General features: G+C 30.1%; 12 protein-coding genes and 1 other annotated feature. Of the genes, 5 read left to right on the top strand and 7 right to left on the bottom strand.

The features are described from left to right. The first annotated feature begins 23 nt into the window (after positions 1-23). The 4 genes from BD821_RS02975 to BD821_RS13900 all read left to right on the top strand — a co-directional run bounded on the left by BD821_RS02975 (position 24) and on the right by BD821_RS13900 (position 6214). Positions 24-1394: an MATE family efflux transporter gene (locus BD821_RS02975; protein ID WP_207655261.1), complete on the top strand. Its 1371-nt coding sequence runs from the start codon at positions 24-26 to the stop codon at positions 1392-1394. A 103-nt stretch (positions 1395-1497) separates the two neighbouring features. Next, positions 1498-3048: a S41 family peptidase gene (locus BD821_RS02970; RefSeq protein WP_104409238.1), complete on the top strand. Its 1551-nt coding sequence runs from the start codon at positions 1498-1500 to the stop codon at positions 3046-3048. Between the two features lie 58 nt (positions 3049-3106). Continuing rightward, positions 3107-3311: a binding site (T-box leader), on the top strand. Positions 3312-3381: 70 nt separating this feature from the next. After that, the gene (gene leuS / locus BD821_RS02965; protein WP_104409237.1) at positions 3382-5838 is read left to right on the top strand and encodes a leucine--tRNA ligase; all 2457 of its coding nucleotides are present in this window, start codon (positions 3382-3384) and stop codon (positions 5836-5838) included. A gap of 265 nt (positions 5839-6103) precedes the next feature. Continuing rightward, complete coding sequence (locus BD821_RS13900) at positions 6104-6214, top strand: iron-sulfur cluster assembly accessory protein (RefSeq protein WP_479723174.1); 111 nt, start codon at positions 6104-6106, stop codon at positions 6212-6214. A gap of 284 nt (positions 6215-6498) precedes the next feature. Here the strand turns inward: BD821_RS13900 and BD821_RS02955 are convergent, their stop codons facing one another. The 4 genes from BD821_RS02955 to yjbM all read right to left on the bottom strand — a co-directional run bounded on the left by BD821_RS02955 (position 6499) and on the right by yjbM (position 10752). Further along, the gene (locus tag BD821_RS02955; RefSeq protein ID WP_242971449.1) at positions 6499-7875 is read right to left on the bottom strand and encodes a vWA domain-containing protein; all 1377 of its coding nucleotides are present in this window, start codon (positions 7873-7875) and stop codon (positions 6499-6501) included. A 5-nt stretch (positions 7876-7880) separates the two neighbouring features. Beyond that, positions 7881-9011 (bottom strand): AAA family ATPase, encoded by a 1131-nt coding sequence (locus tag BD821_RS02950; protein WP_104409236.1) that lies wholly within the window; start codon positions 9009-9011, stop codon positions 7881-7883. 25 nt (positions 9012-9036) lie between these two features. Continuing rightward, positions 9037-9819, bottom strand: a complete 783-nt coding sequence (locus BD821_RS02945) for a hypothetical protein (protein WP_104409235.1) — start codon at positions 9817-9819, stop codon at positions 9037-9039. 141 nt (positions 9820-9960) lie between these two features. Further along, entirely contained in the window at positions 9961-10752 is a 792-nt protein-coding gene (gene yjbM / locus BD821_RS02940) for a GTP diphosphokinase (RefSeq protein WP_029452462.1), read from the bottom strand. 152 nt (positions 10753-10904) lie between these two features. Between yjbM and BD821_RS02935 the strand changes: the two genes are divergently transcribed. Continuing rightward, a complete protein-coding gene (locus BD821_RS02935; protein ID WP_104409234.1) occupies positions 10905-11891 on the top strand; it encodes a methyl-accepting chemotaxis protein in 987 nt (328 codons plus the stop codon). Between the two features lie 66 nt (positions 11892-11957). On the opposite strand, the gene BD821_RS02930 is transcribed toward BD821_RS02935, so the two are convergent. The 3 genes from BD821_RS02930 to BD821_RS02920 all read right to left on the bottom strand — a co-directional run bounded on the left by BD821_RS02930 (position 11958) and on the right by BD821_RS02920 (position 15511). After that, positions 11958-14411 carry a CoA-disulfide reductase gene (locus BD821_RS02930; protein WP_104409233.1) on the bottom strand — a complete coding sequence of 818 codons (2454 nt, stop codon included), beginning with the start codon at positions 14409-14411 and terminating at the stop codon, positions 11958-11960. 39 nt (positions 14412-14450) lie between these two features. Beyond that, positions 14451-14732 (bottom strand): ArsR/SmtB family transcription factor, encoded by a 282-nt coding sequence (locus BD821_RS02925; RefSeq protein ID WP_104409232.1) that lies wholly within the window; start codon positions 14730-14732, stop codon positions 14451-14453. Positions 14733-14920: 188 nt separating this feature from the next. After that, the gene (locus BD821_RS02920; protein WP_104409231.1) at positions 14921-15511 is read right to left on the bottom strand and encodes a GNAT family N-acetyltransferase; all 591 of its coding nucleotides are present in this window, start codon (positions 15509-15511) and stop codon (positions 14921-14923) included. Positions 15512-15632: the final 121 nt, after the last annotated feature.

Below are 15632 nucleotides of genomic sequence, written 5' to 3'. Positions count from 1 at the left end.
ATTAAGTTTTTTAGGAGGGCACTATGAACAAGAATAATGATGACTTACTAACTGGGGATTTAAAGTCCAATTTGTTACGAATGTCTATACCCACCATGCTAGGTTTTATGCTCCAATCCGTCTATGATATAGTTGATATCATATGGATTGGTAGAATTTCTTCTTCTGCCGTAGCAGGAGTTACTCTATTTTCTACTATATTTTGGATGGTAGATATTTTAAATGAAATTATAGGTACTAGTTCCATATCACTTATATCTCAAGGTTATGGAGCTAAGGATCAAAAGAAAACTAGTCTTGCAATTGAGCAAACTCTGGTTTTCAAGGCTCTAGTTGCAGTAATTGCCGCAATTATAATGTTATTAACAATAAAGCCTTTATTAAACATATTTTCTAAGGATACCGTTGTAATTCAGTCTGCTTTAAGCTATGGGCATATACGAATATTTTTCTTACCTATAATGTTTTCATCTTACACTGTAAACACAGCTTTGAGATGCCTTGGGGATGCTAAAACCCCTATGAAGATAATGTTTGTATCTTCAATATTAAACGTTATATTAGATCCTATACTTATGTTTGAAACTATACCAGGCACCTCTATACCAGGATTTAATCTTGGCGTACTTGGTGCGGGAATTGCTACTGTAATATCCACTGTAGTGGCTTTTATTATTGGATTTTATATTCTAACCTCTGGTAGAGGAAAAATAAAAATCAAGATAAAAAATTTATTCAAGTTAGATTTTGCAGTAGATAAAAAGCTTTTAACCATTGGACTTCCTTCTGGAATGGAAATGTTATTTAGACAATTTTCAGGAATGATAACAATATACTTTGTATCTGATTATGGTACTAATGCTCTAGCAGCTGTTGGTATCGGAAATAAGTTATTTAACTTTGCCTTTATGCCCCTACTTGGATTTGCCATAGGCAGTAGTTCTATAGTTGGACAGTGCCTTGGTGCTGAAAATATAAGTAGAGCTAAAGAAACTGTTAAATATAGCACCATAATAAATGTATCACTGATGTGTTTAATAACTTTAGTAGCATTTTTATTTCCTTCTTTTATTATGAAAGCCTTTATTAAAGACCCTGACGTCGTAGCTATCGGTATACCAATGATTAAAATTATGACCCCTGCTTTAATAGCTTCTGGAGTTTCTATGGGACTTGGATCGGTATTTTCAGGTTCAGGACACAATACTCCTTTTATGGTATCTAGCCTTATTTCAAGGTGGGGAGTACAAATCCCACTTATTGCTATAATGGTTCGAGTCCTTAATCTACCTATAAATTATATATGGTCAACTTTTTTAATCGCTAATATAGTTGAAGTTATTGTAGTGTATATCTTTTATAAAAAAGGAACCTGGGAACATAAAAGGGTATAAACTTCTTAGTAACATATCTTCATCAATAAGTAATGATATCTTACTTTTTAATTACACATCTATAATTATTTATAGAATAAAAATTGAAAGATAGGTGATTATTTTGAAACTAAAAAAAAGGCTACTAATATTCACAATTGTATCTATTATTATATCAATATTTATCATATCAACATTTTATATTTTCAAAAGTAGAAAAAGAGAAGTAGCCTTTTATGATTTTATAAACAATATTAATGAAGAAAGAAAGTTTAACGTATCTAACTCTACTCCTTTAGATATCTCAAAATATATGGAAAATAAAAATATAAATGAAGAGATATTTACAAATGAAGATTTAGAAGAACTTACAAACTATAAATACGTAAATGAGAACATTTCAAACAAAATCTTAACTCTAAATGAGGCTAATAAAGATATTGAATATACCTTTAAACTACTTAAATATGTATATGGCCCTTATGAATATTTCGGCGGAGATGGAGTCTTTCTAAAAAAAGAAAATGAAATTCTAAATGAATTGGCTAATATAGAAAATATAAAATATGATGATATTAAAAAACTACTATTAGAGGAATTGAGTTTTATAAATGATGGTCATTTCAGTATTTCTAATTCATCTATTAATATAAACAAAAACTCCATCTATGTATATAATGAAGATTATATATTTAAAAAAGATACTAAGGGGTATTATACCACTATTAACAATACTAAGTGGTATGCAACATCTATTGATGAAAAGCCTTCGGATAAATATATGAAATCTACAATAACTAAAGATGGAGAATTGGCCTATTCAATTGGCATGTTATTAAATAATAGTGGAGATATTTATCCCCTAAACATAAATCTCACAAATAATAAAACAAATGAGACTATCGATAAAATTGTTAATTTAAAAAGAAACCTAAAAGCTAATAAAACACCTGAAGCCTCTGTAACTGAGAAAACTTTAGATAATATTCCTATCTTAAAAATTATGAGTATGAGACCAACAAACCCTAATGACAATAGTTTATATGATTTTGTAGAGAGTGCTGAAAGATTGAATAAAAATAAAGTATTAATTATTGATTTAAGAGGAAATATTGGTGGCGCTGAATCCTTATGGAAAAAGTGGTTAAATGCTTACATGGGCCAGGATATAGAAATAACCCAAAGTGTAGGAAAAAAGAATAGTAAGGCAAAGCTTTGGGCCTATAAAAAATATATTGAGAAGTTTAGTGCTGATAAAGAATTATTAGTTAAGATAAATAGTAGCATTAATAATGAAGATTATGGATATTGGGATTCATATTTATTTAACGGGAAATGGTATGAAAACGAAAATCTAGTTTTTGTTTTAGTAGATGATGATGTAGCTTCAGCCTCGGAAGGATTCTTAAGCTATCTTAGAAACATAGAAAATATAGTTTTTGTAGGATCTAATTCAAGAGGATGCCTCCTAGTACCAGATACCTCTGAGTTTAGCCTTCCTAATTCTAATATTATTTTAAGATTTGGAACTGGTATCGCATTTAAGAATACCGATACTAATATGGATGGAGTAGGATTTGAACCAGATATATGGGTAAATAGTAGTGATGCACTTGATAGAGTCCTTAAGTTATGCGAAAGATACAATATCTCTTCAATGAAGCATATGAAATAACATTTAATAGTCTTGACCTATTCCTCTAAGTGTTTTATAATAGCATGTATAATTAAACAAAGATGCAATGATTAGGAGTAGTAATAATTAGTTTAGTCTAAAGAGAGCTGTTGTTTGGTGAAAAACAGTGATAAACTTTATGAACTCGCCTAGGAGTAAGCTTGAGGAAATGCAAGCAGGGTAAATCCCTTATCTTTTCAAGAGAGGTTATTTTATTATGGCCTAATCAGAGTGGTACCGCGGAATATGCTTTCGTCTCTTTATAAGAGATGAGGGCTTTTTTTAGTTCCCAAATATATCAATCTAAAATCATATATTAGAGGAGGAAATTTAATGGCTAAATATAATATTTCAGTAGATAAAAAATGGCAAAAAAAATGGGAAGATACTAATTTATATAAGTTTGATGAGGATAGTTCAAAAGAGAAACTATATGTATTAGAGATGTTTTCTTACCCTTCAGGTAGTAAGTTACATGCTGGTCACTGGTTTAACTATGGCCCTGTAGACTCTTGGGCAAGACTTAAGAGAATGCAAGGATATAACGTATTTCAGCCCATGGGCTTTGATGCCTTTGGACTTCCAGCAGAAAACTTTGCAATAAAAACAGGTATACATCCTAAAGATTCTACAGTTAAAAACATAAAAACCATGGAAGAACAATTAAAATCCATGGGTGCTATGTTTAACTGGGATCATGAGGTTATAACTTCTGATCCTGAATACTACAAATGGACTCAGTGGCTTTTCTTAAAACTTTTTGAAAAAGATTTAGCTTACAGAAAAAAGGCTCCTGTAAATTGGTGCCCTAGCTGTAATACAGTGCTGGCAAATGAGCAGGTAGTTGATGGTGTTTGTGAAAGATGTGAAACAGAAGTTACAAAAAAGGAATTAACTCAATGGTTTTTGAAAATAACTGATTATGCAGATGAGTTATTAGAAAATATAGATACCCTAGATTGGCCTGAAAAAACAAAGTCCATGCAAAAACATTGGATAGGCAAATCTACTGGGGCTGAAGTAACCTTTAAGGTTAAAGACTCAGATTTAAGCTTTGGAGTATTCACAACTAGAGCTGATACACTTTTTGGAGTATCCTATGTAGTTTTAGCCCCTGAAAACCCATTAGTGGATGTCTTAACATTAGATAAATATAAAGATGAGGTTGAATCTTATAAGCTTCAAGCTAAAAAACAGTCTGAAATTGAAAGACAATCTATAACTAGAGATAAAACAGGAGTATTTAGTGGTTCTTATGCAATAAATCCTATAAACGGTAGAGAAGTTCCTATTTGGATTGGTGACTACGTACTTGCAACCTATGGTACTGGTGCTGTTATGGCTGTTCCAGCCCATGATGAAAGAGACTTTTCTTTTGCTACTAAGTATAATCTTCCTATTGAAAGAGTTATCGATGGTGGAAAAGATTTACCTTATACTGACCATGGAACTATGATAAATAGTGGAGAGTTTAATGGTTTAACTACAAAAGAAGGTAAAGACGCTATAGTATCTAAATTGGAATCTTTAAATCTTGGATCTTTAAAAACAAATTATAGATTAAGAGATTGGCTTATATCAAGACAAAGATATTGGGGCGCTCCAATTCCTATAGTACACTGTGAACATTGTGGAACTGTTGCTGTTCCAGAAGAGCAGCTTCCAGTGATATTACCTTATGATGTAGAGTTTACTCCAGATGGAAAGTCACCACTAGCTAAATCAGAAGATTTTATAAATACAACTTGCCCAAAATGTGGTGGTGCTGCTAAAAGAGAAGCTGATACCTTAGATACCTTTGTATGTTCATCTTGGTATTATTTAAGATATGCAGATTCTAATAACAGTGAAAAGGCCTTTGACATAGATAAGATAAATAAAATCTTACCTGTAGATAAATATGTGGGTGGACCAGAACATGCTTGCATGCACCTTCTTTACGCTAGATTTATAACTAAGGCTTTAAGAGATATGGGTTACTTAAACTTTGATGAGCCGTTTAAATCACTAACTCATCAAGGCTTAATACTAGGACCTGATGGCCATAAAATGAGTAAGTCTAAAGGCAATACCATATCCCCTGATGATTATATTAGTGAATATGGCTCTGATGTATTTAGGATGTATTTAATGTTTGGATTCTCATATGTTGAAGGTGGCGCTTGGAGTGATGATGGTCTTAAATCTATAGCTAGATTTGTTGAAAGAATGGAAAGAGTTATTGATTCTGCAAGAGAAGCTATAGAAGATAACACAGAAGATAAAACTACTATGGATAAAGCCGAAAAGGAATTAAACTACTGGAGACATTTTGCTATAAAAAATGTTACCACTGACTCAGAAATACTTCAGTTTAATACAGCTATAGCAAGAATTATGGAACTTACCACTGCTTTATCTAAATATATGAATGAATCACGAAAAAATCTAAGTCTACTTAAGGATACATTAACAGATTTTATAAAACTTATAGCTCCATTTACCCCTCATTTTGCCGAAGAGCAATGGAACCTTTTATACAAGATAAAAGATTCAGACATAGACTATTCCGTGTTTAATCAAAAATGGCCTAAGTTAGATGAAAAGGCCTTAATAAAAGACGAAATAGAAATAGCTATACAAGTTAACGGAAAAATAAAAACTAGAATAAATATAGCTTCTGGCTTATCCGAAGATTTAATTAAAGAAGCAGCCTTAAATGACAGTGATATAACCTCTTCTATAGAAGGAAAATCTATAGTAAAGGTTATAGTTATAAAAGGACGACTTGTTAACATAGTTGTTAAATAATACTTTCCATAAAAAAAGGCACATAGTGTGTCTTTTTTTATGGAATTATCCTATCCATTAATCCTAAACTTATAAATCATTCATCATTAATTTATTAAATTAGCTAATTAACTTTTCACCTTGACAGACAATAACTACTATTATAAAATATTTTATATAATATTTATTTTATCTATGGTTATACTATTATGTATTACTATAAGTAATAGTAACTCTATATTATAATTACCTTAGACTAAAATAATTTAAGAAAAGAGGGATACACATGGGTGTTATTAAAATAAGTGATGTGGCTTATGATGAATTCAAAGGCCTACTAGATCAAAACGAACTTCCAAATTATATTATAAGGATTAACTTAGCTGGTATGGGCTGAAGTGGCCCTTCATTTAATATTGTTCTGGATGAACAAAAAGATACAGATATAGTTGAAACAGTTAAGGACATTACTTTCCTTATAGATAAAAACCTTGTAGAAGATTTTGAAGGATTTAGAATAACTTCATCTGCTGAAAATGGCAGTGGATTAATGCTAGAACCTACAAAAGATCTAGGTGAATCTGGTGGTTGTTCAAGTTGCAGTAGTTGCGGCTAATATCACTTTAATAAAAAAGGTAGAAGATTTTAAAACCTTCTACCTTTTTTTGTAATCTCTATCTATTATCTTGCCCAATCATGTAAAAGTTCTCTCATAACATTTAAACCATAGCTAGTATCTGATTCATAGTATCCCTTTGATTTTAAGTTTTTCACTTCTCCATAAGACTTTTTTAAAGATAATTTTTGATTTTTACCTGTCAAAACCCAAAGTGTTCTATAGTTAATAGGCTTTATAGTTAGTTCCCCTTCACCAAGTCCGTCTGTAAAATATATAACAAAAGATCTTCTAAGAGCCTTTTTGTTTATATATTCAAAAACTGGAGAAAAAGCAGTACCACCTTTCTTTTCTAACCTAGGTTTTAGGTCTTTTCGAGAGTTTAATTTATATACCCTTCTAATTTTATCATCACATTCAATTACAGTAATTTTTATATTTCTATTTTTAACTATTCCAAACACTTCTATAAATATTTGTTCTATCTCTTTATCAGTAATACTGCCACTTATATCTATAGCAATTATTATCTCAGCTACATGACTTTTTAATGTTCCTCTAAGGTCTAACCTATTTGGTTGCCTTCTATCTTTTCTAGTAATAGTCTTTCTACTTCCAGAGGGCATAGATTTAATTATACTTTTAAGGTAATCTACCCATGCAATTTCAGGAACACTATTTAATCTTGATAGTATTTCTTCAAGTCCCCTAGGTGACTTCCCCTTGTTAGCATTTATTGCAACTCCTTTAATAAGTTCCTTTGAGTCTTCCATATTTAACCCTTGTGAAGAGTTTATAAAAGAATCATGAATACTTTCTAAATCTAAATCTTTTAAATTAAGATTTTTCTTTCCTGAATTATTCGAAATATCCTCTATAGCTTTATATATTTCTTTTGCATAGGCCTCTATAGTAGAGTCTTTATTTAGCTCTACATTTAATGCTAAGGATATATTATCAATTTTTGTTGCATAGGAAGGTAGGCCCTTTATAAATTGATTAACGGATATGTCCATAGCTATATTCACAGGTACTTTTCCATACTTACTATACAAATCTTGAGCTCTAACATGATGGCCATACATAATATGATAAATTTCATGCTTTATAAGTGCTTTCATCTCCTCAAGACTACAATTTAAAAACTTCCAAGGATTAAAGTACATTATAAATCCTAATAGATCTATCTCTGTGCTTATAGGCCACTCTATGTCAAAACTAATATCTCTTTTAGTCTTCATCATAAAAAATCCAAAAAAGCTATCTTCCCCTTGCATTAATGAAAACACAACACCCTCTATTAACTCCTTAAATTCTCTTTTAGTTTTATCCCCAAAAATTTTACTCATAACTATTTTATCTTCTTCTTTGTTTCCTGTATAAACCTTAGAAAGTTCTTTAAGAAGACTTATTCTTAATGTTTCCACTGATTTACTTTCCATTTATATCATCTCCAAAGAAAACAAGAGAAAAATAGTTCAATAAAGTCATCATTGTCTAAAAACCTTATATAAAGGCTTTCTTCGTATTCCTCTCGTATTTCTTTCATTATTCCCATTCTTAAATCCATAGGATATAGCTGTAGATATTTTGAAAATAGAGATAATTCTCTTTCACCATGACTATTTTCATTTAAATATACTAAGGAATTTTTAGCTATAATATAAAGCCTTGAGTGACTTTCGAGGCTTACTCTTTCCTTAATATTTTCTGAAATTACCTCGCTATCAAATATATCCTTAGGCTTTATGGATATGGATTTATAATTTTTTATAAAAGACATAAAATCCTGGGCTATAGCTGATCCTACATTTCCCTTAACAACATTATAAAATATGTTATCAGAGTATATATTCCTAGACTGTAGGTATACCTTATATGCTCTAGATATCCTCTCCCAGCTCCTTGGAGTTGCTTTTATACTATCCATAGCATCTGGTCTATGTAGGTACTCCTTGAAGGTAGAAATAAACTCTAGTACATGTTCATGTATTAGACTCTCTTTGCCCATGCCCCACTTTATCCATTCATTCACATCTGAATCCATTTCTACCCACACAAATCTGTTTTCCTGTGCAGGATCCATGTCTACAACTTGATATTCACTATTTTCAAAGGAATCATATTTATTAGATGGATTCATAGCTGCAATAACTTGAACATTTTCTGGGAGTACATACCCATTTATCTCTTTATTTAATATTAAGTTCATAAGTTCTTGCTGAACACTATGTTCACATCTATTTATTTCGTCTATAAACAATATGATTTTTCTATTCTCATCTTCTTTTGCAGCCCTTTCTATATCTACTAACTTAGTATGAACTGCATATACTGTCCTTTTTCTTTTTTCTATGCCCTCTTCTTTATATACATCGTAATATTCTACTGTTGGAAGCCCTCCTATTTCACCTTCTTTTAAAAGGTTTGCATCTATAGTTACTAAATAATATCCCTTTTCTTTACTTAGTTTTTTAACCAAAGAGGTCTTCCCTATACCACTTTCTCCTATTATTAAAGGAACTGCTTCACTTTTTAATATTAAGTCTACTGTTAATAAAGCTTCTGAAAACTTCAAATAAATACTTCCCTTCCTTATATTTCTATATCGCTAGCTTATAATCAATTAAGATCTTTTTTGCTTTTTTACTACCATAATTATATATAAACTTAATCTTATCTATATCCAATATCTCTAGATTCAAAAAATCTTTAACATACTTTTCTTCTATATCCTCATCTTTTAATTTTTCCATTAAGACTTCATCTATAAGTTCTTCAGTAACATCTTCATATATATATTTCAAAATATTTATGTTTACTTTTAAAAATTCTTTAATTCTTTCTTCATTATAAATATCTATATACGTAATTGCCTCTTCACTTTGTGATATAGCAATCTTTTGTGATTCAACTGTTGGTTTTTCTATATATTTAATAGCTGACCAATGATTTTTAACTGCCTCTATTTGAACCTTTTCATTAGGATCTTTTATATATCTTATTGAATCATAATCCTTTTTTACTGCCTCAACTTGCATCTTTAAAGAAGGCTCTTTTATAAATTGTATGGCCCACCCTTTAGAATTAATGGCTTCATGTTTAGTTTTTTCTGTGGGACTTTTTATATATTTTAGAGAATTCCAAGAACCCTTTACTGATAAGATTTGTATTTCTTCTAAAGGATCTTTTATATACTCTATTAAATAAGGATTAGATTTTACCGCCTCTTTTTGAACCTCTATAGCTGGATATTTTATATATTGTATAATTGAACTATTCTTTTTTACAGCTGTAAGTTGCATTTCTATATCTGGATCTTCTATATTTTTAATATGAAATGGATTGTCATAAATTAACTTTAGATCTTTCTCTTTTTTTGACATTATTATTCTCCTTAAAACATAGTTTCTTATTCGTTAATAATAATTATTTATTAAAAATTATATCATATGTATTTTAATGACGCATTATTAAAAAGGCGAATTATTAAAATAATTCCCCTTTTCTTTATATTGTATTTTTATTTAGTCTTTAAACTTTTCTACATCTCTTTTTATTGAAAAGAGTAAGTTATTAAGTTCCCAGACCTCGCCTTCTTCTACCAGCTTATTTAATTGGATTTGATATCTACTAGATTCAGCTATTTTACCTATAGAAACTAGGCTAAGTATATTATTCATTATATTAGATATTATATCTGATTTAACTTCAAATAGTTTTTGTGCATCTTTTATTTCATCTTTTATTTCTAACATTTGTTCATCAAGCTTAAATGCTGAATCAGCAGCATTTTTAAGTTTACCTTTTATTTCATAAGGTATTTCTTGTTTATATTTATAATTTAAAGAGTGTTCTACTGTAGCCCAAAAGTTCATAGCTAAAGTCCTTATTTGAAATTCAGCTAATATATCCTTTTGTCCTTCAGCCATGTTAACAGGGTATTTTATTATAATGTGATAACTTCTATATCCACTTTCTTTAACATTTGTCACATAGTCCTTTTCATACATTATTTGCATATCTTTTCTTTCTCTTATAAGCTCTACAACCTTCTCTATATCATCTACAAACTGACACATAACTCTTATTCCTGCTATATCCTCTATCTCATATTGAAGCCTATCTAAAGGGATATCAAATTTACTTGCCTTTTCTAATATACTGGATATTTCTTTAACTCTTCCTGTTACAAACTCTACTGGGGAGTACTCATTTTTTCTCCTATATTCTTTTCTTATACTTCGAAATTTAACTTTTAATTCCTCCACTGCTTGTTCATACGGAGTCAGAAAGGATTTCCATTCTTTTATTGCCATAAAATCACCCTCTATTTATATCTATTATATCCATAGACATTATAACAGATAAGTAAGGTAAATATAAACAATATTTATATTGTTTAATGAATATTTCTAACTCATATGATATAATTTAAAATGTTATTATAAGAAAATAAGGGGGAATATTTGTGGCTTTTTTTAGAAAAAAGGATAATAAAACTATAAATAAAATTAATTTAGAGTCTAATGAACCATCTAACATTAAGGGGGATTCAATAACTCAAAATCATGAATCCGAAAATAAAGTACATATAGCAAAAGAGATTTCCATATTAAAAGACAATATTGAATATGTTGCTGCTACTTCATCAGATATAAATTCCTCTATTAATCAAATGTCTGCTGGTAACATATCTCAAAGTAATGATTTAGCTAAAGCTTCGGACATACTTAGCGATTTTAATAAAGACATGGAAGAACTTGCTGTAAACGTAGTTAATGTTCAAATTAAAGTTATGGATAGTGATAAAAATGCTGATGATGGCTTAGAAACTATAAAAACACTGGACTCTTCTTTAGGAGACCTTGAAGATGCTCTTAGCATTTCAAACTCCACAGTTAATGACTTAGTTGGAAAATTAGAGTCTGTTAACACTATTACAGATTCCATAAGCCAAATAGCAAGTCAGACTAATCTATTGGCTCTTAATGCAGCAATAGAAGCAGCTAGAGCTGGAGATGCTGGTAAAGGCTTCTCTGTAGTAGCTGGTGAGGTAAGAAAGCTTGCAGAGAACTCAAAGATTGCTGTTCAAAATATAACTAAAATACTTGAAGAAATAAAGGTAGATATATTAAATACTTCTTCTGCTATGTCTAGCGGTAATAACGCACTTTTTAGTCAAAAATCCACAATAAAACAAACTAAAGATACATTTTTAACTATAAAAAGTGAATTAAATGAATCTGTAAATGAAATAGAAAAATGTATAGTTAACCTTACAAATTCCTCTGAAAAAAAAGATATAATAATATCCTCTATAGATGATATATCTTCTTTATCCGAAGAAAACTCTTCTTTATCTGAAGAAATTGTAGCAACTATGCAATCTCAAGATTCAACAATACAATCAATTAATGAAGGAATAATTAATATAGAAAATTCATTTAAAGAATAATCCATACTTTGATAATATCTTCTAAAACGCAAAAAAATAGTCAGTTAAAACTGACTATTTTTTTGTTTATATAAATAAATTTACATTAGATTCTTCAGCCTCACCTAAATAGTATCCAACTCCTGCTATTTTTACCCCATCTATTAGTTCTTCCTTTTTTAGTCCTAAAAGATCCATTGACATTTGGCAGGCAACTATCTCTATTCCACTATCTATAGCTGCTGTTATAAGTTCTTCTAACGATGAAACATTTTTATCCTGCATTAATTTTCGTATAACCTTAGGTCCCATACCAGCCATATTCATATTTGAAAGCTTAAGCTTCTTTGATCCTCTTGGCATCATAAACCCAAAGGCCTTTTCCATAAACTTCTTTTTTGTAGGAACTTTTTCATCTTTTCTTAATATATTTATTCCCCAAAAGGTGAAGAACATAGTTACCTTTTTACCCATAGATGCAGCTCCATTTGCTATTATGAATGATGCTATAGCCTTATCTAACTCTCCACTAAATACAACCATGGTTTTACCATCTTTTTGTGTAGATACTAATTCTTTATTATCCTCATCTTTTGTTACTTCCTTAGGCTTTTTTTTTATATAAGCTTTTATCATGCCTCCTTCTCTTTTTAAATCTAAAAGCTGATTCCCTGTATTTTTACACCAAGACTGTACATCTTCATAAAAACCTGGGTCCGAGGCCTTAATACTTAATATTTTACCTTCTTCTAATTTATCCATACTATTCTTTAAACTCATTAAAGGACCTGGACAACATAGGCCTGAGGCATCTATTTCTTTATCAAATTCTTTATCCTTTAATTTTATTAAAGTTTTATCATCATCTTTTATATTACTTTTATTTATTTCTAAAGGTTTAAAATTAGCTTTTTTTATACTTTCATATCCCCCAGTTAAATTTTTCACCTTAAATCCATTTTGGGTTAATATTCTCGATGCTATATATCCTCTAAGTCCTACCCTACAATATACCCATATTTCTTTTTCTTTATCTAATTCGTTCATTCTGTTTCTTAAATCATTAACTGGTATATTTATTGCCTTGTCTATAGATCCATTTTCTACTTCTACCTGATCTCTTACATCTAATAATATTTCTTTATTTTGATTAAAATCATTAATATCTTCTATATTTAATATATCCATTCTATCTTCTAATACATTTTCAGCTATAAATCCCATCATATTAGCTGGAGACTTTGCAGAGGAATAAGGTGGTGCATATGCAAGTTCTAGTTCTGTTAAATCTTTAACTGTACCATTTAACTTTATTACAGTTGCTATTACATCTATAGTTTTATCTACTCCATCATATCCCAATATTTGAGATCCTAATATCTTGCCTTCCTCATTAAATATAAGCTTAATGGACATCATAACTGCTCCTGGATAATATCCTGCATGAGAATTTGGATGAGCATATATTACCTTATAAGGTATTTGAAGCTTTTTTAAGTTTCTTTCGTTATTTCCAGTACTAGCAGCTGCCATATCAAAAACCTTAATAATTGATGTGCCTAAAGTGCCTTTGTATTCTGACTTAATTCCATATATATTGTCTGCTACAATTCTTCCTTGCCTATTAGCAGGACCTGCTAATGGTATTGCTGTTGAATTTCCATTTATAAAATCTTTAACAAGTATAGCATCTCCTACAGCATAAACATCTTCTACATTTGTGTTCATATATTTATCTACTACTATATGACCTTTATCTCCAAATTCAATACCTGTATCCCTCAAAAATCCTGTATCAGGGATTACACCTATGGCAAGTATCACCATATCTGCATCTAACTTTTTACCACTACTTAAATTAATAGATACCTTACCTTCATTATTATTAAAACTTTTAACACCATCTTCAAGAATTAAGGAGACTCCATGATCTTCTAACTCCTTTTCAGCTATAGTTACCATATCAGAATCAAAGGGTGCCAATATATGAGGTGCAGCTTCTACTAAGGTAACTTCAAGGCCTCTTTTTGAAAGGTTTTCTGCCATTTCTACTCCGATATATCCACCACCAATTACTACCGCACTTTCAGTTTCATTTTTATCTACGTAAGCTTTTATACTATCAGTATCTGGTATGTTTCTAAGTGTAAATATTTTTTCATTATTTATTCCCTCAATGTTTGGTCTTATAGGCTTAGCTCCTGGGGATAGTACTAAATAATCATAAGATTCTTCATATATACCTTTTTCTTTGCTATTAATACTTAATGTTTTTTCTTTAACATTAACCTTTATTACTTCACTGTTAATTCGTACATCTATATTAAACCTATCTTTCATAGACTTTGGTGTCTGTACTAATAACTTATCTCTCTCATCAATAGTTTCACCTATATAATAAGGTAACCCACAATTAGCAAAAGAAATATATTCATCTCTTTCAAAAATTATAATTTCAATATTTTCGTCTAGTCTACGAAGTCTCGCTGCAGTGGATGCACCACCTGCAACTCCTCCTACAATTAAAGCTTTTTTTGTCATTTTTACCCCTCCTTATATCTTAGTTCGCTGATTTTGTTTTTATTCTTTTATCAAAATTTTCATTAATAGTTTAACTCTTGGATCTTTAATGCTATATATAACCTCAAGGCCTCTTCTTTCACTTTGAACTAATCCTGCAGCCTTGAGTTTTTGCAAATGCTGAGATATTGTTGATTGTGGCACTTCAAGGCAGCCTTGCATAAAAGTTACATTGCACTCACCTTTTTTAATAAGACCATTTAAAATACAAATCCTTACGGGGTGTGCCATAACCTTTAATAATTCTGCTACCTCATCAAACCTTTTATAGTTGTTATCCATAATTACTCTCCTATCAATCTATATATTCATATATTACAATATAGTGATTTAGTTGTCAATAAAAAAAGATAATACGCCTCCAATTTTAAAAGAAGTTGTATTACCCTTTTTTATTTAACCCTATTCATAAAATTCTTTAAGCGTATTTATTAAATTCATCTCTCAACCTTCTGTTTTGTTAATATGTCTTATATTAATTTAGCCATCTTTATTATTTCATTTCCAAAAACCTTTTTATTATAAATTAAGCTATAATCAATCTTTTTATAAAACTCAGCTACATATGCATCTTTTGCTAGTAATGTACATCTAGAGTATTTACTTCTTTTAGCTAAGGTTTCTGCGTGCTCCATTAAAAGCTTTCCTATATGAAGGCCCTTTGCTTTTTCTGTTACAGCTATATTTGCTATATAAAGGTCTCCTTTGTCGCATTCTTTAACAGTTATAAATTTTAACTCACTTATTATAAACTTAAACTTTTGCTTTATTCCTTTAAGCCTTTTTAGTATGGCTACGCTGGTTTTTATATTAGATGTCCCTAATTTATTATATGGTATTAAAACAAGAACCCCTGCAACCTCACCTTTATATTCAGCAACTTTAGCAAATCTACAGCTATATCTAGAATCATGGTTTTTAATAAGGTATTTTATTAACTCTAAGTTTTCTTCTTTGTTACTACCTCCCCATACATCTTCTGGATTACTTTCTGTACTATAAATTAACTCTGCTATAATATCACTGTCACTATCTTGAGCATCTCTAATGCTCTTATCCATGATTTTAACCCCCCTAGTTACTATATCAAGTGATTCTTAGACTCAAGTGGAGTTTGCTTATAAGGACTACATCTCTCCATCAAAGGCTAGAAGAACTTATCCACGGGCTTAGCAACCGTAA

The sequence above is a fragment of the Clostridium algidicarnis DSM 15099 genome (genome assembly GCF_002934235.1).
Classification (GTDB): domain Bacteria; phylum Bacillota; class Clostridia; order Clostridiales; family Clostridiaceae; genus Clostridium_L; species Clostridium_L algidicarnis.
The sequence above is the reverse complement of the archived record's forward strand: the minus strand, read 5'-3'. Positions and strand labels throughout refer to the sequence as shown.